Source organism: Sinorhizobium fredii (assembly GCF_002944405.1).
In the GTDB taxonomy this organism is placed as follows: domain Bacteria; phylum Pseudomonadota; class Alphaproteobacteria; order Rhizobiales; family Rhizobiaceae; genus Sinorhizobium; species Sinorhizobium fredii_C.
On the sequence record NZ_CP024309.1, the window covers coordinates 96,593 to 116,240 of the forward strand.

At 59.6% G+C, this 19,648-nt stretch carries 13 protein-coding genes; 4 read left to right on the top strand and 9 right to left on the bottom strand.

Annotated elements, in window-relative coordinates:
- Nucleotides 1–706: 706 nt before the first annotated feature.
- The 7 genes from NXT3_RS21670 to NXT3_RS21700 form a co-directional block, all read right to left on the bottom strand.
- Nucleotides 707–1,705 (bottom strand): helix-turn-helix transcriptional regulator, encoded by a 999-nt coding sequence (locus tag NXT3_RS21670; RefSeq protein ID WP_104840667.1) that lies wholly within the window; start codon nt 1,703–1,705, stop codon nt 707–709.
- Nucleotides 1,706–2,025: 320 nt separating this feature from the next.
- On the bottom strand, nt 2,026–3,438 hold the full coding sequence (locus NXT3_RS21675) for a glycosyltransferase (RefSeq protein ID WP_104840412.1): 1,413 nt from the start codon (nt 3,436–3,438) through the stop codon (nt 2,026–2,028).
- Nucleotides 3,439–3,471: 33 nt separating this feature from the next.
- Entirely contained in the window at nt 3,472–4,161 is a 690-nt protein-coding gene (locus NXT3_RS21680; RefSeq protein ID WP_234828192.1) for an HAD-IA family hydrolase, read from the bottom strand.
- 16 nt (nt 4,162–4,177) lie between these two features.
- A complete protein-coding gene (locus tag NXT3_RS21685) occupies nt 4,178–5,425 on the bottom strand; it encodes an aminotransferase class III-fold pyridoxal phosphate-dependent enzyme (RefSeq protein WP_104840413.1) in 1,248 nt (415 codons plus the stop codon).
- A 5-nt stretch (nt 5,426–5,430) separates the two neighbouring features.
- Nucleotides 5,431–6,924, bottom strand: coding sequence for a GMC oxidoreductase (locus tag NXT3_RS21690; RefSeq protein ID WP_104840414.1), 1,494 nt, complete (start codon nt 6,922–6,924; stop codon nt 5,431–5,433).
- Between the two features lie 2 nt (nt 6,925–6,926).
- Nucleotides 6,927–8,363, bottom strand: coding sequence for a condensation domain-containing protein (locus NXT3_RS21695; RefSeq protein ID WP_199773387.1), 1,437 nt, complete (start codon nt 8,361–8,363; stop codon nt 6,927–6,929).
- Between the two features lie 444 nt (nt 8,364–8,807).
- Nucleotides 8,808–9,764, bottom strand: coding sequence for a sulfotransferase family protein (locus NXT3_RS21700; protein WP_104840415.1), 957 nt, complete (start codon nt 9,762–9,764; stop codon nt 8,808–8,810).
- Between the two features lie 625 nt (nt 9,765–10,389).
- On the opposite strand from NXT3_RS21700, the gene NXT3_RS21705 reads away from it, so the two are divergent.
- The gene (locus tag NXT3_RS21705) at nt 10,390–11,784 is read left to right on the top strand and encodes a M16 family metallopeptidase (RefSeq protein ID WP_104840416.1); all 1,395 of its coding nucleotides are present in this window, start codon (nt 10,390–10,392) and stop codon (nt 11,782–11,784) included.
- On the top strand, nt 11,781–13,124 hold the full coding sequence (locus tag NXT3_RS21710; RefSeq protein ID WP_104840417.1) for a M16 family metallopeptidase: 1,344 nt from the start codon (nt 11,781–11,783) through the stop codon (nt 13,122–13,124). The genes NXT3_RS21705 and NXT3_RS21710 overlap by 4 nt, the downstream gene beginning before the upstream one ends.
- A 248-nt stretch (nt 13,125–13,372) precedes the next feature.
- Here the strand turns inward: NXT3_RS21710 and chrA are convergent, their stop codons facing one another.
- Both chrA and hemN read right to left on the bottom strand, forming a co-directional pair.
- The gene (gene chrA / locus NXT3_RS21715) at nt 13,373–14,596 is read right to left on the bottom strand and encodes a chromate efflux transporter (protein ID WP_104840418.1); all 1,224 of its coding nucleotides are present in this window, start codon (nt 14,594–14,596) and stop codon (nt 13,373–13,375) included.
- 144 nt (nt 14,597–14,740) lie between these two features.
- The gene (gene hemN, locus NXT3_RS21720; RefSeq protein ID WP_234828193.1) at nt 14,741–16,186 is read right to left on the bottom strand and encodes an oxygen-independent coproporphyrinogen III oxidase; all 1,446 of its coding nucleotides are present in this window, start codon (nt 16,184–16,186) and stop codon (nt 14,741–14,743) included.
- 565 nt (nt 16,187–16,751) lie between these two features.
- Here hemN and NXT3_RS21725 point away from each other — a divergent pair.
- Both NXT3_RS21725 and NXT3_RS21730 read left to right on the top strand, forming a co-directional pair.
- Entirely contained in the window at nt 16,752–17,858 is a 1,107-nt protein-coding gene (locus tag NXT3_RS21725) for a hydrogenase small subunit (protein WP_104840419.1), read from the top strand.
- Nucleotides 17,855–19,645: a nickel-dependent hydrogenase large subunit gene (locus tag NXT3_RS21730; RefSeq protein WP_104840420.1), complete on the top strand. Its 1,791-nt coding sequence runs from the start codon at nt 17,855–17,857 to the stop codon at nt 19,643–19,645. Before NXT3_RS21725 ends, NXT3_RS21730 begins: the two co-directional genes overlap by 4 nt.
- Nucleotides 19,646–19,648: the final 3 nt, after the last annotated feature.

A 19,648-nucleotide genomic window follows, 5' to 3' on the forward strand; every position in this document is an offset into this window, starting at 1 on the left:
TGGCTTCCCAGGAAGAGAAGGCGTTGGGCAGGTTGGACAGCCGGTTGGATCTGGCGTTGCGCGTCCGAAGCTCGACCGGAAGACCATCTGTCAGGGTTGGTAACGAGTCGTTGGCAGCGTCGTGCCACGGAAGCTTGGCCGGGTCGGTCTCGGGCAGTTGCGTCGGTGGCTTCATCGCGGCATCGAGCCACCGAAGCGAAATATTATCTTCACCAGACCGGACCTGACCTGTATTCACCGTTGCCGTCTCTTCGGTATAATCAGGAGAGTGCATGCTAGTGCCCGTTGACCGCTCCTCTCATGCATGCTGCTCCGCCCTCAGATCACGTCTATCTTCATGCAACACGCCGCGGCATAATCACAATCGATTGTTTGGATGGAAGTCATCGATCTTATGGATACATCGTAGTGAGATGCCCGCCAGCCGCCAGGCGCCCGTGCAGCTACAAGGGCCGGGGCAGGGCAGATCCGATGTCGCAAATGACGAGGCCTGGGATCGAAGGCATCTATCCGCTGTTCTCCACAGTGCATCCAAGGTTTTTTGGCGGACTGCGGCATGAAGGCCATTCCGGCCGAACTTTCCCGTTTCCGGCGGTTCACCTATAAAATACCCTGAGATGGCAACGCGCCCGCGCTGCGATCCATGCTGACTGCGCGTCTGGAGCTGCGCTAGACCAGGATGCGGCTCGACCCGCATCGCCTCGTCTTAAAATGGGGATCGGTTCACGCGCTTCCTAGTGTCAGATGGCTTTTCTCCGTAAGTTGCTTTGTACGCTATTGCAAACCTTCCAAAATGAGAGAAACCCCATTTCAGGCAAACTTTCCTCACAGATTGATTGCTGTCGGGATCGAGCAGGTCCTGCCGCGCCGCCCGCAAACGAAGCATCATTAGATAAGCAACAGGTGTTGTTTCCCTGAAAGCGCGGAAGCCCAGTTGTAACGCTCGACCGCTCACACCAGCCGCTTCTGCCACCATCGGCATCGTGATCGGCTGATCTATATTGGCCTGCATGTATTCGATCGCGCGACGGACATGCCGCGGGGCGATCGAGCAAGGAGTCTTGTCGAGCAAATGCGATAACCTGTGGGGAATTTGGCGCACCACCAGATCGGCCAGCGCCTGCGTCAGATATGTCATTGCGATTGGAGAGCGCAGCAGCGCACCGTTGTCCCGCAGGCCGCTCATCATCGTTGAAACCAGATCGCCGATCATCTGACCAGTTGGTGTGGCCAGCTCCAACTCAGGCAATAGATCCAGAGAGCCGCTGAGCGGCACCTCAAATGTTTGGCTGACAGCTTGCAGGATAACGGACCAATTCAGCAACAACTCGTCTATTACATTTGATTGACCATGCATGATAACTCTGTCCGGCTCAAAATTATTGTAGAGGAGTAGCTTCCCACCTCCGGCCTCGGCCGTGCGGTCCCCATATGTCACCGCCATGCCGCCACTTCGAGGGATGACAATCGACAAATACTGGGCTGTTTCGGAAGTCGGCTCGATGCTGAACTGGAATTCGTTCTGGTGATAACCACTGATTAAAACTGCATTGTCGCACGCAGCAAGATCGATTTCCCAATCAAAATCGCCAATCCTCCCGATTGGCTCGGCACGAAATGTACCGAAAGCCCCGCCGAGAGCTTCAATCATGCCGTCGAAGGACGAACCGCGAAATGAAAACTGTGAAGGGCTATTTTCCGGCATCATCGATTCCATTGCTTTTTTGCTTCACGCCGGATCAGGAGGTTGCGATCGGCCAACGTCCGGCGTCATAAATCTAAGGCTGGCCCTGATGGCCAGGGCTTATCGCCTCCGCTCCGCCCCTAAGCCTGGCGCGCGCATATACCAGCATGCTGTCGCCGTCGACTGTGACGGCTGTCAGCGGTGTACCGATCCGTCGACGAGCAGCCGAGTGTCACCTCCGCCCGTTGTAAACGGCATGGTTTCGCGGGAATGGGAGCCGATACATCCTCTGCGGCCTGGCCGCCTGGCTCGGCTGACGTTTGACTTGAACGGTCCCGGTCTTAAGGCGGTGAGCTGGATAGAGCCGATCGAATCGAGTCATACCATTTTGGAATTTGCGAAATTTGCGTACTGGAGCGCAGGCAGTTTTCGCGTGCCGTTCTCGCCATCTCCTCGAAATCACTACGATCGGCGGCTACAAGGCGATGCATCACGTCTGCAGCTTTGACCTCGATGTCCGGCTCGTCGAGGACAACTCCATTCAGCCCATTTACAACCTGCCTCTTCAGACCAAAGGCGGAAGACACTACGACGGGTTTGCCACGGAAAAGAGCCTCAGTTACTGTCAGGCCGAAGCCCTCCTCGCGAGAGAGCTGAAATATCCCATGAGCGTTCTGTTGCAGCCGACCGACAATTTCGGCATTTGCGTTGCTGTCCTTCATCGAGATACAGGTGAGATATACGCGCCGCCGCACTTCCTCGGATAATTGAGAGCATAGTCCTACGCATTTCTCGAAATACTCGCGTCCTTCAGGATCGTCAGACACACCTGAAGGATCCGGTCCCGCAATCACCAGGCAGGTATTATCGGAGACCTCGGCGCGGGCCGTTCCAACAAAGCGATCGAACGCAGCGATGATGCGGTCGATGCCCTTCAGTCCATCCCACCTCGAGACGTGCAGGAAATACTGCGAGCCGAGAATGTCCTGAAGGGTCGCGTTTGGCTCGAATTCATGACCCTTGAACGATACCAAATTCTCCAGTGCCTGGCTCGGTGGCCCTTCATGGTTGCAGTTCTTGGTCGAGAAAGGGCTGATCGATGGCTGGATGAAATCGATGGGGCGACCGGCATCAAAGGCATATGCCTCGTCACTTAGAACAACGCGCTGGAAGGGACGAAGGTATTCCTTCAGGAGGTCCCATGTTTTCTCGACTGTCGGAGTGCGCTTCGGATAGCCGATGTGGCATCGCCAGATAGCCGGGTGTGGGTGAGAATCCAGGAACTGTGCGGCTGCACAAAGTGGCTGCGGATCATGAATGACAAGGAAGTCATCCGGTCCGATGATCCTTTCCAGCTCCGAGGCGCCTTGCTGCGACGTCTGAAGATAATGCGGCAGCAGCTCATCCATTCCTGCTGCGATAGTGTCGTGAAGAGAATTGTGGAGCCCTTTGGTGAACTCAAAGAAGTGTTCGTCCTTCGGCTTGAAGATAAGCCAGCGAACATCGAAACCAAGTTCCCGAAGGAGGCGTATGTGATGGGGAAGCATTTCAGCCACCCCACCGCCGAATGCGGTGGAATTGATATGCCAGATACAACGGGCGCCAATCTTGTCACGAGTTGCGTTGGACGAACGAAAGAGTTCATCGAGAAGTTCCCCGTAGTCCGCCCGTTCCTCGGCGTAGCGCTCAAGGACCGACCCTTCCACCAGCACCTCGTCAAATAGAGGTGTGCACTGTTTCGTTGTTACCTTCAAATTCTGGTCCTCCTTTTGGTCTGGGAAGCAGGTTCAGTCCGGCCGGTAAGCAAGGAGCTCGCGAAAACTCTCGATCCAGCCCTTGGTGTCAGCGTGACCTTTGGCACCAGGGCCGACACCCACGCAGTCGCAGCCTGCAGCGGTTGCCGCTTCAATTCCGGTTTGGGTATCTTCAAACACCAAGCATCTTTCCGGGGCCATGCGCAGCATCAGCAATAGTCTTTGATAGGGTTGCGGATGCGGTTTTCCGTGACTGACGTCCTCAGCTGCAATCATGATTCTCGGGTAGGAGATTCCGGCCGCCTCGAGTCTGGCAATGGCCGAAGCCCTTGTCGAAGAGGTGACGATGGATCTCCTTTCGTCAGGGATCGAGCTATAGAACTCCGCGGCCCCCTGGATTGGCCGCAACAGGCTCATTGCTTGGATCTCGTAATCCGCAATGCGAGCTGCTTCGCGTTCCGGCGAGAGACCGGGCGCAATAGCCTTCACCAGCTCGATATCCCTGCGAGCGGCCGACATCCTCATTGCGTGATCTGGACAAATCCGTTCCTCCAGCGCCCACCGACGGAGTGCGCTTTCGACGACAGCCCGGGAATCTACAAGGGTTCCGTCCAGGTCGAAGGCCACGTGATCATAACCTTCAAGCTGAATTTCGATCGTGACTCCGTCCAGAGGATTCGAGTCATTGTGCGAATGGATTGTAGCTCTCGTTTGTTCGTTCACGGTTTGCCTCCGTGCATCAGGCCCAATGATGCCTATTGGAAAGACATGCCTTCTCGGTGGCGTGAAAGGCCTCGGCGCAGTAGTCGACCATCGATGCGTCGGTGACCTGAGCAGTCATGTCCTCGTCCTTGCGATAGTCTGCGAGTGCGAGCTCCAGTGCTGCCTGCAGAGCTCTGAAAAATGCGGCATTCATGAAAGCATTGCTCATGTATGTTCCCGGGTAGCCGGTGTAGATACCGTGTTGCAGGCACCTGTGAGCGAAGGCCCTTCCATGCTTTTGCGAAGGCAGAAGGATATCGAACATGGTATCGCTTCCGAGAACGCGCGCAGGTATTCCGCTGCGCTCGAAGGAGGTTTGGAATTGCCTCTTGAGCGCTGAGCCCCTTTCGGCGAGGCGCTCGACAATTTTTGCTTCCTCAAATATCTCCTGTGTCAGGTTGCCGGCCACAAAGGCGCGGTTCTCGCGCAGATACGTGTTGCCGAGATAAGCCCTGTCTGCTCCCGCCATGGCATCCGCGGTGCCGGCGACCGCGGAAAGGCCGACGCCTTGTGCGACTCCCTTGGCCAATGTGATGATGTCAGGTTTCACACCATGTTTTCGGCAGTAGCCACCCTTGGCATAACGAAGTCCGCACAGGACCTCATCCACAACCAGTAGGACCCCATGCAGTCTTGCCAAGCTGGAGATTTCTTGGAGCAATTCCGGGGGAAAGACCGAGGGCTCGGGCGTGAAGAAAATGCCTGCGACGCGGCCCTGGTTCCCGGCCAGTTGCTGTTTCAGAATACCGAGATCGTATTGATAATCCTGGATGTGTTGATCCTTAGCCGGAGGATTGTCCGACCAGGGAGGCTGTTGAAAGATGTCGTGCCAGCCGTGGAAGCCAGCCGTCAGGATAACCGGCCGACCAGTTCGGTAGCGAGCGATCCGAACGGCCGCTTCCGTTGCACAAGATCCGGTTCTCAGAAAGAACACTCTAGGAGTGTCTGGGAACATTACCGACATTTTCCCGGCAAGTAGCTGGCGTTGCTCGCTTACCGGCGATGGCAGAACGTCAGTTTCTTGCGCCATCGCCTGCGCAAGCCGGGTCGTGAATACCGGGTTATTGCTGCCCAACGGGGAAGCCCCGCTGCATGACGTCATATCCAGGTAGGTCTTGCCATGGATGTCCTCCGCTATTGCGCCATTTGCGGAGCGGAAGATGATGGAGGACGGAGTTTCACCCTCCCATTCAGCTAAATGTCCGGTAGGCCCAGGATTGAGCATCTAAATTACCCCTCTACTGTCAGTGACAGAGCCATTCTCCTCGCGTTGGCCATGATTGTGTGTGTCGGATTGCTGTTCCCCGCGAAATTCATAACGGAGCCGTCCATGACATGGATGTTGGTGAACCCATGGACCTTGCCGCACCTGTCTACGACGGAGCTCCTGGGGTCACATCCGGCGCGCATGGTTCCGTGCAGGTGGGAACTGCCTCTTGCATGCGAGGAAGGTTCTCGTTCGATGCGGAATGCGCCCAGGTGGAGCAGAATGTCGTCTGCGCGGTCGGCGAGAAAGTCCATTCGGGCTCGGTCGTTTTCCGAGTTCCTGTATACGAAACGGATGTAGGGGATACCATGCCGGTCAGCGACGTCGTCAAGCACTAGGCGATTGTGCGACCATGGCTCCTCCCCGGCTATATAGTGCAGGCGCACCCGGCCGATGTTCTCCCTCGGCAAGAGGAAATTCGCTTCATAAATGAGGCCACCAAATCTGCACGGTACGTCATTATGTTCATAGAACTCGTCTGTATAAACGGTCGCATGCGGTCCCCAGTGCGAAGCCAATGCATCGGAGCCGCAATCAGCCGCATCCACGTAGCCGACGGAGTAGCCGCTGATCTTGAAGGAGAGGCCTCGCCCAACAAGGTCCGATTCGTTTCCTATTCCCTGCGGGGCATGCCCACTCTTCGACCGAAGCATCAATGCGGCCGACTGTATCGCGTTTGCGCACACGACGACCGTTCCAACCGGGATCCGGATCAGTTCCGATGAGAGCGGCACATAGCACTCCAGGACTTCGGCCCGGCCGTCGCGGCCAATCTCGATCCGGTTGACGAAACAGCCGTAGAAAACCGAAATCGCTCCCGGCAGTCCGGAGTCATCCAAAATGTTCCTTGCAAGCACTGATGCCCTCGCATCCGTAGGGCATACCAGCTCATCGCAAGCTGAACACTTGATGCATCCACTGCTGTCGCCGGGCGCCCGGAGTGCCAGGGGGATCTTCTTTGGCCTTATGCCGAGTTCCTGCATCGCATCGGATAACATCACTCCACGGGGGCTGGCTGGGTACGATGCGTTCCCGTTTGTGCCACCGATCTCCAGCAGATGCTCGATCTCAGAATAGCAGGGTTCGAGATCCTGAAGGGTAATGGGCCAATCGATATCCATGTCGGTCGAAAGATATTGGGAAGCTGACAGATCCGATTGACGATATCTGAACGTGATTGCATTGTAGAATTGCATTCCGCCGCCGACGCAACACGCTGTCCACGGGTTACCGTCGGCGGCGCCAGTGGACGTGAACGCCTTGCTGTATGCCGCTTGATGGGGCTCGTGCATGGCACCAGGAGAAACCATGCCTCCATATTCCAGGACGGCCACGCGGCAGCCTTTTTCCGCAAGCGTTCGCGCGACTATCGATCCAGACGGCCCGGAGCCCACGATAACCGCGTCGAAGGTGGTGTAATCACAAGAGGCCGCGGCAATGTGTCTGATGTCCGTCACTATCAATGGTCTCCTGTCCGATGTGAAGTGGCGGGCCAGCAAGCGGTGGTCGCGACGGAGGCCAGGATGTGCTTTGTGCGGGTCACATAGTCGGGGACCGCGATGCCTGCGGGGCCGGTGGCGGGGTGGCGGTAGTTGGCGACGAGGCCGTCGAAGGTCCGCACGAACCAGAGGCATACCTCGTCCGGATCGGTGCTGCGGCTACGCAGGGTGACAACGTGCCAACTGTTCCAGTCCCGGGCGCCGGGGGTACGGCGAAGGTCCATGTACGAGACCATGAAGGGATCGCGGAGGGGCTGCCCGAGGAGATCCGCCACTCGCGGAAGAGGTATCCTGGCCAGGTTCTTCGACCATTCCAGGTTGGAGGCCGCCCGACGCACCGCCTCGCAAAAGGAGTCGGTTGCGTCGAGCGGGAAAGCAAGCGGGCCCATTCCTACGTACCAGCCAATGGAGGACCGGAAGGGAGCTGTCCGGGTATGAAAGGGGACCATGGTGCGAAATTCACCCGAACCGGTGATTTCATGGCCAGCTTTGGCGAGGCAGGCGAGCAGGCCGGAGAATGAGTCTCCCCCGGCCTTGCGGCAGACGGTGTCGAAGACGCGCGCCGCGGATGCGTCGAGAAGCTCGGTGTATCCGCTAGGCTGGGCGGCCGAGCTGCTTCTCATGTCGCCAACTGATACAGGGAACTCCGGTAGGCGACCGCCCGCCTCGGCGAGGAACTGCCGCCAATGGGCGATGGATTCGTCGTCCGGGGTCAGCGTGTCGGCCGCGGTTCGTTCGGCCTCCGCGAAATCGAGATAGCTGGATGTGGGGGGAAGAGGAGCCGGGACGGTCTTGCCGTCGCGAACCCTAAGTGCTTCGACGTAAAGAGTGCGAATCTCATGCGCCGTTGCGAGAATGGAGAAACCGTCCATCAGGATGTGGTCGGCGGCAAGACAGACGGTCGTGGCTTCCGGGCGGCTGATGGTGGCACAGATATATGCGGGCCACTCGAGTGGGCCGACTTCGGCGTCGAAGAGTTCCTCCAGGTACCGCGCCAGCTGCTGCCCGTCGCTGAAGTCCCCCGCCGCACTGTGGTGGATACTCACGGCTCCGGCCGGTAGCGTCCTGCGGCGGAGACGACTGCCTGGCGTGGAGCGAGGGGGGAGGCTGAGATGGCTCCGCAGGGTTTCGTGGCGGTCTGTCCACTCGCAAAGCGCCTTGGCAAAGACATTCGCATCGAGTTCGGCGGGCAGATTGAAGACAGAGCCCAGCCATGACGGTGGCTGGGAGGCCTCGTCGGCCGCCTCGAGTGCATATCCGATGTGTGCTTCCTGAACGTGAGACGCCCGCCGCTTATCTTCCGCCCAAATGGCCTCGGACATGCACGGTGCGCAAGCCCGCCAGACGGTGAGGCGGCCCGGAGAGAGACCGAGGGATGACATGTCAGTGAACTTCATGAAATGGCCGCCTGCCTGCGAGGAACGGAGATGGTGCTGAGGACGAGGGTCTCGGGCGTCGGTTGACCAAGCTCAACGCCCGCGCTGCCGCGCGTGAGAGGAACGCGCCGACGGTACATCTCATTAAAGCGCAGTCCCTAGCGGCGGCGGTCAGACTCAGCCTCTCGATCAGCTCCGAAAGGACAACCCGGAGCAGGCGCTGTAGCAAAAAACCAGCTTTCTGGTGGCGACGAGGATCCGGCAAGCAGACCCCTGTAGGAAGTGGGATCCCTCCGCGGACGCGCAGTGCCCAGTCTCGTTCGTGCTCGGGTAGAGAGGTTCGATTGCGGTCATGCGGGACGACGAGCATCACGCTGTACTCGAGGAGGGTGACCGTCTGCCCCGCGGGAAGAAGGTGGAAGCTTCGGGGCAGGCGGCGGCGGGGCGTTTCGTGTGGCTCTTGCGTCACCCCGCGCTCCCAGGATCCGGCGTCGACAGGTCATAGCCCAGGTGTTGCAGCTCCTTCCCGGCTATCCGCTCGAACTCCTCGATTTCCGCGGGCGTGAGGTCGTGTCGGTACCGTCCCCGACGCCCGGTATCGAGCGGTTTGGCCGCGGCTTCCGCTGCGGGATGCCCCCAGGGTTTGTCGAACAGCGCGTGCTTGTGCTCCGCGTGGTGCAGGACTGCCTCGTCCCATGGCAAGCCGAGGTGTTCCAGCATCCGCTCGATGGTCTGGCGGGGGCGGGCGACCAGATCCTCATACCTGACTTCCAGGTAACGGCCGTCAGGAGCAGTCTCGCGGGGCCGGGTGACGATCTCCAGCCAGCCGTTCGCGGCCTCCGCTATAGTCCGGTAGCCCCAGTCGGGGACGGTCTTGAGGTGTGAGGCAGCCAGGTCGCGGCCGTCGCGGATTATGTGAATGAAATGAGCTTGAGGCCAGATCGCCGCGTACGTGCCGATGTCCCGGATCCTCCGCTGAAGCTTCAGGCCCCATCGTCCGGCTCCCGTCTGTTCACGTCGCAATTCGCCAATGGAATCTATGAGCCGGCAACGGTCGTCGAGGGAAGAAAGATCGGTACCACGCTCCGCCATCAAGCCGATCACCAGGTTCCGCACGTCGTCACGATCGAGACCGAAACGCTCGCACTGCACAACAAAGTGCGCGCCGTCGAACCACTCAGGATCAACGGTCTCCTTCGTGGCACCGGCGAGTCGCGGGTCGCGGCGGTCGATCATGTCGCACGCCGCGAGAATGTGCGGGCCGAGGTTGACCGGATCAGTGAAATCGATCTCCGGACCGACGACCAAACCGGGGTACGAGTCAAGTACGATACTCAGCACAGTGGTGCCGGAGCGGTTCTCCCCGCCGAGCAGGACTGGATTGGAAGGCAGGATGAGAGGAGAAGAAACGAGACCGGACATGACTTTCCTGAGGGGCATGTGGCGTTCGGTCAAAGCTGTACTGGCAAAAATCAATTGTTGCTATTAATACAAATGCGCCTTGTAAGTTTATTTCGAAACGTGGATAGGTTTTTCGTCAAACGTACAGCTATTGCTTCTTTGCCGACGCAGTTGTTCGGTAGCGGCGACCGTTTAGTCGGTGAAAGATGATCGCGAATTGTTGAAAGAAGCGCACTATCGCGGCACTGTTCACTGGCGCGTTCAACAGTGCAGCTGCACATTACTCCGGCACTGGACCTGGGCAGCTGCCAGAGCATTTCTGCTGCACACATAAACGCCGGCACCCGAACAGCACTTGGACGGGGCAGTCCAGGGTTCGGAGCCCCCGGGCGTGCAACACGGGCAGATGTATATCGGAATTGTCCGATGTACGACGATTATCGAACATGCCTCATCGCTGGTTCGCCCGGCCCCGTTGCTTTTACAAGAATTTCCTCTTTGGCACGCTTCGTGCTTCATGTTTGTGGATGTGGTCACAGGCGTGAAGCGGTCGATCTTCGATCAGGGCGTACCTCGCTGCGGCTGCTAAACAAGACAAGTCAAACCAGCTCATAGGCCGACGATCGTGCCTTTGTGGGGGCAGATGATGTATGCTCGAATAGATCCGCGTATCCGTGCAATCGCCCTGAGCATGGTTGTGCTGCTAGCGTTTACGACCTCGGAAGCGGCGGCTGCCGAGATCCCGCGAGGCAACCCCGAGATCGGATATTTCGTACTGAGCAACGGCATGGAGGTGGTCGTCATACCCGATCACCGGACGCCGACGGTCACTCAGATGGTCTGGTACAAGGCCGGAAACGCCGATGAGCCACCCGGTAAATCCGGCATCGCGCACTTCCTGGAGCATCTCATGTTCAAGGGCACGAAGAAGCATCCGGCCGGCGAGTATAACGCAAGGATCGCCGAGATCGGCGGGGAGGAGAACGCCTTCACGTCGTCCGACTACACTGCCTACTACCAGACGGTCACGTCGGAGGCGCTCGGGACGATGATGGAATTCGAAGCTGACCGGATGCGCCATCTCGAACTTACCGACGCGGTCATCGTGCCCGAACGCGATGTCATTCTCCAGGAGCGGCGCTCGCGCGTAGAGGGCGACCCGGAGGCGCTTCTCGAGGAGGAGATGCGGGCGACCCTCTATCAGAACCATCCTTACCGCATCCCGGTCATCGGCTGGATGCACGAGATGAAAGAGCTCAATCGTTCTGACGCCATAGCGTTCTACAATCGCTACTATGCCCCGAACAACGCCATACTGGTCGTGGCAGGAGACGTGGACGTCGGGGAGGTGTGGTGGCTAGCGGACAAGACCTATGGGGCCGTGCCGCGTGGTCCGGATTTGCCGCAGCGCGTAAGGCCCCAGGAGCCGGAGCAGAACACCAAGCGAACCGTGGCGCTCACCGACGCGCGCGTGACCGTGCCGATCGTGCGAAAAGCGTGGGTCACGCCGTCCTACAGTACGGCCGAGCCGAATGAAGCGGAAGCCCTGGAGGTTCTTTCAGAAATTCTCGGTGGAGGATCGCGCAGCCGGATCCATCAGGAATTGGTCGTGAAACAGGCGATAGCCTCCTGGGGTGGCGCAAATTTCCATGGAAGATCGCTCGATCCGTCCAGCTTCACGATTTATGGCTCGCCGCGTGGCGCGGCGACAATCGAGGCGGTGGAACGCGCGCTCGACGCTGAAGTCCGCAAAATCATCGAGACCGGTGTTCCAGATGTCGAGCTGGAGAGGGCCAAAAACCGCTTGGTGCGCACGATGGTCTTCGCACGCGACAGCCAGGCGGGAATGGCCAACATCTACGGGAAGGCGCTTGTGACCGGCAGCACGGTCTACGACTTGGAGGTATGGCCGTTGAGGGTTCGCGCGGTGACCGCGGCGGAGGTGCAGGCGGTCGCGAGGAAATACCTTAATTCCGACCGTTCGGTGGCAGGATACCTGCTGCCGCGCGGGTGCGCGGTCTCAGGAGATAAGATCCGATGACATGGTGCAACCGACTGCCGATCAGAGCCGCCAGACCACTGCTGATCGTGTTTGTATTGCTGGGTCTTGCCGCCACGTCGGCCAGGCCGGCCATCTCCATACAGGAAGTCGAGACATCGAGTGGGATCAAGGCTTGGCTGGTGGAAGACTATTCGGTACCGATCGTCACGATTCGGTTCGCGTTCCGGGGCGGCACCACGCAGGATCCTTCCGGGAGGGAAGGCCTAGCCAATCTCATGACCGACTTGATCGAGGAAGGGGCCGGCGACCTTGACAGCGAAGCCTTCCAGGAGCGGCTCGACGATGCCGGCGCCGAGATGCGGTTCGGGGCCGGGCGAGATTCGGTCTACGGTTCCATGCGAGTGCTCGCCGATCAGAAGGATAAGGCGTTCGATCTTCTCCGCCTGGCCATCGAGCAGCCGCGCTTCGACGAGGCGTCGGTGGATCGCATTCGCGCCCAGATCGTCTCGGGCATTATCGCTGAGGCCAAGGATCCGGAGACGGCCGCAGAGGTCGCATGGAGGAAGGCGCTTTATGGGGATCATCCTTATTCCCGGAGCGCCGAAGGGACGGAGCAGACCCTTGCCATTGCCACAACCACCGATCTGAAGGCGCTCCATAAGCGGCTTTTCGCAAGGGGCAAGCTTGCCATAGCCGTAGCGGGAGCGATCGACGGCGGTGCACTCAAGCACGATCTGGATCGGATATTCGGCGGCTTGCCTGCCGAACCCTGCTTGCTGCCGGTTGCGGACACCGCCCCTAGGCTGGCGCAGGAAATTCGCATCCCGTATGACTTACCGCAGACTGGTCTGCGCCTCGCCTATCCGGGAGTTAGCCACAAAGACCCGCAGTTCTTTGCAGCCTATCTGATGAATGACATTCTCGGGGAGGGAGCGTTCACGTCCAGGCTCTGGAACGAGGTGCGCGAGAAGCGAGGGCTCGCTTACCACATCGGATCTGCCCTCGTGAACAACGACCATGCCGAGGCGCTCGTTATTGGCACTGAGACCCGCCCTGACCGGGCCGCAAAGACACTCTCTCTCATTCGCTCCGAGGTGCGGCGGATTGCGGAGGAGGGCGTCAGCAAGGAGGAGCTCGAAGCGGCGAAGAAAAAGATGATCGGCAGTTACGCGATCGACCATCTCAACTCCTCCGGCGCGATCGTCGACACTCTGGTAAGAATCCAAATGGAAGATCTCGGCATCGACCATATCGAGCGGCGGAAACAGCTGATCCAGGCCGTGACCGTCGAGGACGTCCGGTCGGCCGCAAAACGGCTTCTCTCCGCCGACCCCGCCGTAATGATTGTCGGACCGCCCCTTGAGAATAGGAAAGGATAAGACCGGTCGGCGGCGGACGAGCCATCTTCCCCACCGCCCTGAACCGGCTGTTGCAGGGCAGGCGTTCTCTGGCTGATCCGGTGGCGCTCGATCCTTTCCACAGATGCGACAAGTAATCCACCTGCTCAGATTGTTGATGCGTTCACCCGCGACATTCGCCTGTCTGGAGCGAGGTCAGCCAAGGCTTTTCGACCCCGTGGCGACGACATCAGGTGAAGATCTTGCGCGCCGCCATCCTGAAGTGGAGATCAGGCGAAGCCTATCAGCACGCCGCCGATGGCTGAGACGACCACCACGATCCACGGCGGGGACTTCCAGGACATGAGAAGGACAACGCAAATCAGGGCGAGCGCAAACTCGTGCGGGCCAACGATCGCGCTGGTCCAGACGGGCTGGTAGAGCGCGGCTCCTAGGACGCCCACCACCGCCGCGTTGGCTCCGCGCATCAGCGCCTGCGCCGCAGGCCTCGTGCGAAATGCATCCCAGAACGGAATGGTGCCGATCAGCAGCAGAAAGCCGGGCAGGAAAATCGCGATAACCGCGACGGCGGCTCCGATCAGGCCGTTGGGCTCGGGGCCAAGCGCCGCTCCGAGGTAGGCGGCGAAGGTGAACAGCGGCCCCGGCACCGCCTGGGCCGCGCCGTATCCAGCGAGGAAATGATCGGCCATCACCCAGCCGGGCTGGACGACCTCCGCCTGCAGGAGCGGCAGGACGACGTGCCCTCCGCCGAAGACAAGCGAGCCGGCGCGGTAGAAGGCGTCGAAGACCGCCAAGCCTTGCGACGAAGTTATCGCGGCCGCAATCGGCAAGCCGAAGAGCAGGCCGAAGAACAGGACGAGCGCGATCCCGCCGACGGAATTCGATACTGGAAAGCTGACATGGCCGGTGATTGCCTCGCCCTTCCTCCGGCATAACAACAGCCCTGCGAGACCGCCGACAACAATGGCCGCGAGCTGACCGACGGAGCCGGAAACGAGAACGACGATCAGCACGGCGGCGAGCGCGATGCTCGCGCGTTCCCTGTCCGGGCACAGGTTCCTGGCCATGCCCCATACTGCCTGCGCGACAATGGCGACGGCGACAACCTTCAGCCCGTGGATGACGCCGGATCCGATAGGCGCGCCAAAGGAGGCCGCCCCGAACGCGAAGAGGACAAGCAGGATCGCCGAAGGCAGCGTGACGGCGGCCCAGGCCGCCGCTGCTCCCAGCGGGCCGGCGCGAAGGAGGCCAAGCGCGAATCCTGTCTGGCTGGAGGCGGGGCCGGGGAGAAACTGGCACAGCGCCACGAGGTCCGCGTACCCCCTTTCGTCAATCCAGCGCCGCCGGACGACCAGTTCGTCACGAAAGTAGCCGAGGTGCGCGATCGGACCGCCAAAGGAGGTCAGTCCGAGCTTCAGAAAGGTCGCGAAGACCTCGCCGGCGCTGCCCCGGTGATCCGTACGTTGGGCCGCCTTGGTAACAGTGTCATCCATGGACCGTCATCTCTCGTGAATTTCCGCTTCCGTCTATCGCAGCCGGCTAGGCAGCTAAGCCAAAGGCCTTCTTTATCCTTGAAATGCAAAACTCTGAAGAAGGAGCAAGTGTATAGCTCATCAGCACGACGCGGCCGCACGGCGCTAGTACGGGGAGCGGTCGAGATAAGCGTCGAATGCGGCAGCGACAGATCTAAGCACAAAGCCATGCTCCTGCCGCACGCTGACGAAACCATTGTCAATATCTACGATCCCGTCCTCGGCCAACCGAGACAGGCGCTCAGCTCGATCCAGAAGGGGGACCGGATCAAATCCGTGAGCTGCGCAGACTGCGGGCACGTCCACCTCCAAATTGCACATGAGCCGTTCGATGATATCGGCTCGCACGCGATCTTCGACGCTGAGACTGCAGCCACGCGCTGTCGCCAAGTGGCCAGCTGCGATGCGCCGGCTATACGAACTCTGTGCGATCTCGTTCTGGACATATCCCTGGCCGAGACGACCAATAGCCGACGGGCCGAAGCCGATCACGGCTTGGCATGTGTCGGCCGAGTAGCCTAAGGAATTGCGCCGCAGACGACCGGCGCTCCGTGCGAGCGCGAGCTCGTCGTCCGGAAAGGCGAAATGGTCGAGCCCGATCTGGCGATACCCCGCGGCAATCAGCGTATCGGCAATGGCTGCTGCCTGTTCAGCGCGAGCAGCAACGTCGGGCAGTGCTGCCTCAGGGATCAGGCGCTGATTCTTTCTATAAGAAGGAACGTGCGCGTAGCCGAACACGGCAAGCCGGTCGGGGCGCATGGCAGCCGCTGTCGTTGCGCTCTGGACACAGGACTGCACTGTTTGATGCGGGAGACCGTACATGAGGTCGAAATTGATGCGGCTTACTTTATGCCGGCGCAAGTTTTGGACGGCAGCCGCTACTATTGCCTCACATTGGACCCGATTGATCTTTGTTTGGACAGTCAGATCGAAGCTCTGCACGCCGAGGCTCGCGCGGGTCACCTCGGCAACTTCCAAGGTTTCGGCCATTTTCGGCGTGAAAGTGCGAGGGTCGATCTCGACAGCAACGGTAGCCGCTTTCTTAAAGGCGAAGCGGCGGCGCAGAATCTGCATTAGGGCGAGAAACTCAGCGGGCGGCATGATGGTTGGCGTTCCACCGCCGAAATGAACGTCGCTTACCGGCAGCCCCTGCGGCGCTTGCTCCGCAACCAAACGGATTTCCTCACCTAACACCGAAAGGTACTCGACGATCGAGGCCTCCCTACGAGTGATCCTGGTAGGAAAGCCGCAATACCAGCACATTGTCCGACAGAACGGAATGTGGAGATAGAGCGACACGGCCTCGTCGGCTGGCAGCCCCTTCAGCCATTTCGCGCAAGCGTCGGCGCCAACCGCCGGGGTAAACTCCGAGACTGTCGGATAGATCGTGTACCAGGGCAGGCGCGCATCATAATGCTTTGCGTGAAGGGAAGTCGTCGGCGCGATGGTTTGTTTCGAGTCGGACCGCGAGGATGTCCAGGTCCCAGGCGTCCTCTTCCGTTGGATCGAATGCGATCCCGTCGTCCGGACGCTTTTATCAAGATCAGCCATCACGGTTCCCGCCATCCGAATGCCAGTCGGCAGTGCCCGCCGCATCAATACGGGCTTTCAAAACTCATGCCGACTCCGTGCTGCATCGGAAGAGATAGATTTTCCGTAGACTTCTCGGGTGAGCAATCTTCGACTGAATAAAAACCACGAAACAAACTCTTGTCGCGCATTCGACAAACACGGCAGTATCGTGCGCAATCGCCTTCGCCTTGCGTGAGAGGCGACTATCCCTCGACAGTGGGCATACACAGCCGATGGGTAATGGTTGGGCGGAAAGCATAATTTCCGGTTCGCTCGGAACAATGTTGAGGAAGATCGCTCGAAGGGACGAAGACGCGCCCACTTTGATAGATTACTCAATCGATGCTCCGCCATTCTCTCGCAGTCGATTGAGGACGATGATCACCCATCGTTGGCACGCCACCCCTTCGTTTCTCCTCTGAACAATGACCTAACGAAGAGGTGGCCGGCCAACGTGAACTGGTCCGCTTCTTGCACGATGCCCCTTATGACAAGCCGGTTGCCGATCCGCACGTGGTTCAGGACGGATTGCTCGAGGTGCACGATGGCAACTGCTGAGACATTCTACGATGTCATTCGCCGCCAGGGAATCACCCGGCGCAGCTTCACTAAGTTCTGCAGTCTGACGGCCGCGAGCCTTGGCTTCGGTCCGGGGGCGGCGAGCGCCATGGCCGAGGCGCTTCAGACCAGGGAACGTGTGCCTGTCATCTGGATGCATGGGCTCGAATGCACCTGCTGTTCGGAGAGCTTCATCCGTTCGGCCCATCCTTTGGTAAAGGATGTGGTGCTGTCGATGATCTCGCTCGACTACGATGAAATGATTATGGCCGCTGCCGGCCATCAGGCCGAAGCCATTCTCGGGGAAACCAGGGCGAAATATAAGGGCAAGTACATCCTGGCCGTCGAGGGCAATCCGCCGCTCAACGAGAACGGCATGTACTGCATCGCCGGTGGCCGGCCTTTCGTCGAGAAGCTGAGGTGGATGGCAGAGGATGCGATGGCGGTCATCGCGTGGGGCACCTGTGCCGCCTCCGGCTGCGTACAGGCAGCTAAGCCGAACCCGACCCGGGCAACGCCGGTTGACAAGGTGATCCACGGCAAGCCGATCATCAAAGTTCCGGGCTGTCCCCCGATTGCCGAGGTGATGACCGGCGTGCTCACCTTCATCATCACTTTCGACAAGCTGCCCGAGCTCGACCGTCAGGGGCGGCCGAAGATGTTCTATTCGCAGCGCGTTCACGACAAGTGTTATCGCCGCCCGCATTTCGACGCCGGCCAGTTCGTGGAGGAATGGGACGACGAGGGCGCGCGCAAGGGCTACTGTCTCTACAAGACCGGCTGCAAGGGCCCGACGACCTACAACGCCTGTTCCACAGTCCGTTGGAACGGGGGCGTTTCATTCCCGATCCAGTCCGGCCATGGGTGCATCGGCTGCTCCGAAGAAGGCTTCTGGGATCAGGGCAGCTTCTATGACCGGCTGACCAACGTCGAACAGTTCGGCATCGAGGCCAATGCCGACAAGATCGGCTTGACCGCGGCTGGTGTCGTTGGTGGCGCGATCACCGCGCATGCCGCTGCGACCGTCATCAAGCGCGTAACCACGAAGCGCGAAAAGACCGAAGCACAGCATGGCCAGGAAACACCGCGATGACGATCGATACTCCGACAGGCGACACGTTGGAAAATTCCGGCAAGCGCATAGTCGTCGATCCCGTCACCCGCATCGAGGGCCATATGCGGATCGAGGTCAATGTCGACGAGAACAATATCATCCGCAACGCCGTGTCGACCGGAACCATGTGGCGCGGCATCGAGGTGATCCTCAAGAACCGCGATCCGAGAGACGCCTGGGCCTTCACGGAGCGCATCTGTGGCGTCTGCACCGGCACGCATGCCCTGACGTCGGTGCGAGCGGTGGAAAACGCGCTCGGCATCACCATTCCCGAAAACGCCAATTCCATCCGCAACCTCATGCAGCTTGCCTTGCTGGTTCATGACCATGTCGTGCACTTCTATCACCTGCACGCGCTTGACTGGGTTGACGTGATCTCGTCGCTGTCGGCCGATCCGAAGGCCACCTCGGCGCTGGCACAATCGGTATCCGACTGGCCTCTTTCCTCGCCCGGTTATTTCAAGGACGTCCAGGCGCGGCTCAGGAAATTCATCGAGTCGGGCCAGCCCGGCCCGTTCAAGAACGGCTATTGGGGCAATGCCTCCTACAAGCTGCCGCCCGAGGCAAACCTGATGGTGTTGACGCACTATCTGGAGGCGCTCGACTTCCAGAAAGAGATCGTCAAAATTCACTCGATCTTCGGTGGGAAAAACCCGCATCCGAACTGGCTGGTCGGGGGCGTGCCCTGTCCGATCAATGTCGACGGAACCGGTGGCGTCGGCGCTATCAACATGGAACGGCTGAACATGGTCGCGTCCGTCATCGATCAGCTGATCGAGTTCAACGACAAAGTCTACATTCGCGACATCATGGCGATCGGCGCCTTTTACAAGGACTGGCTCTATGGCGGTGGTCTCTCCGGCAAAAATGTACTCGCCTATGGCGACGTGCCGGAGCATGCCAACGACTATTCGGAAGCGAACCTGAAGCTGCCGCGGGGCGCGATTATCAACGGCAATCTCGCGGAAGTGCATCCCGTCGACCATGCCGATCCCGAGCAGATCCAGGAATTCGTGACCCACTCCTGGTACAGATATCCCGACGAGACCAAGGGCCTGCATCCCTGGGACGGCGTCACGGAGCCTCATTACGAGCTCGGGCCAAACGCCAAGGGCAGCAAGACCAATATTGAACAGCTCGACGAAAACGCGAAATATTCCTGGATCAAAGCGCCACGCTGGCGCGGCCATGCCATGGAGGTCGGGCCGCTGGCGCGTTGGGTCCTCGGCTACGCCCAGAACAAGGCCGAGTTCAAGGAGCCGGTCGACAAGGTCCTCAAGGATCTCGGCCTGCCGTTATCAGCGCTCTTCTCGACGTTTGGCCGCACCGCCGCCCGCGCGCTCGAATCTACCTGGGCCGGCCACCAGATGCGCTACTTTCAGAACAAGCTGATTGCCAGCGTCAGAACCGGCGATTCCTACACTGCCAATGTCGACAAGTGGAAGCCGGAGACTTGGCCGAGGATGGTCAAGGGCGTAGGCTTTACGGAGGCGCCGCGCGGTGCGCTCGCGCACTGGATCAAGATCAAGGAGGGGAGAATCGATAACTACCAGTGCGTCGTTCCCACGACGTGGAACGGCAGTCCACGTGATCCTGCTGGAAACATCGGTGCCTTCGAGGCGGCGCTTTTAGATATGCCGATGTCCGACCCTGCTCAGCCACTTGAAATCCTGAGAACCATCCACTCGTTTGATCCCTGCCTGGCATGCTCGACTCATATCATGAGCCCGGACGGGCAGGAAAGGACGAGGGTTCAGATCCGGTGAGGA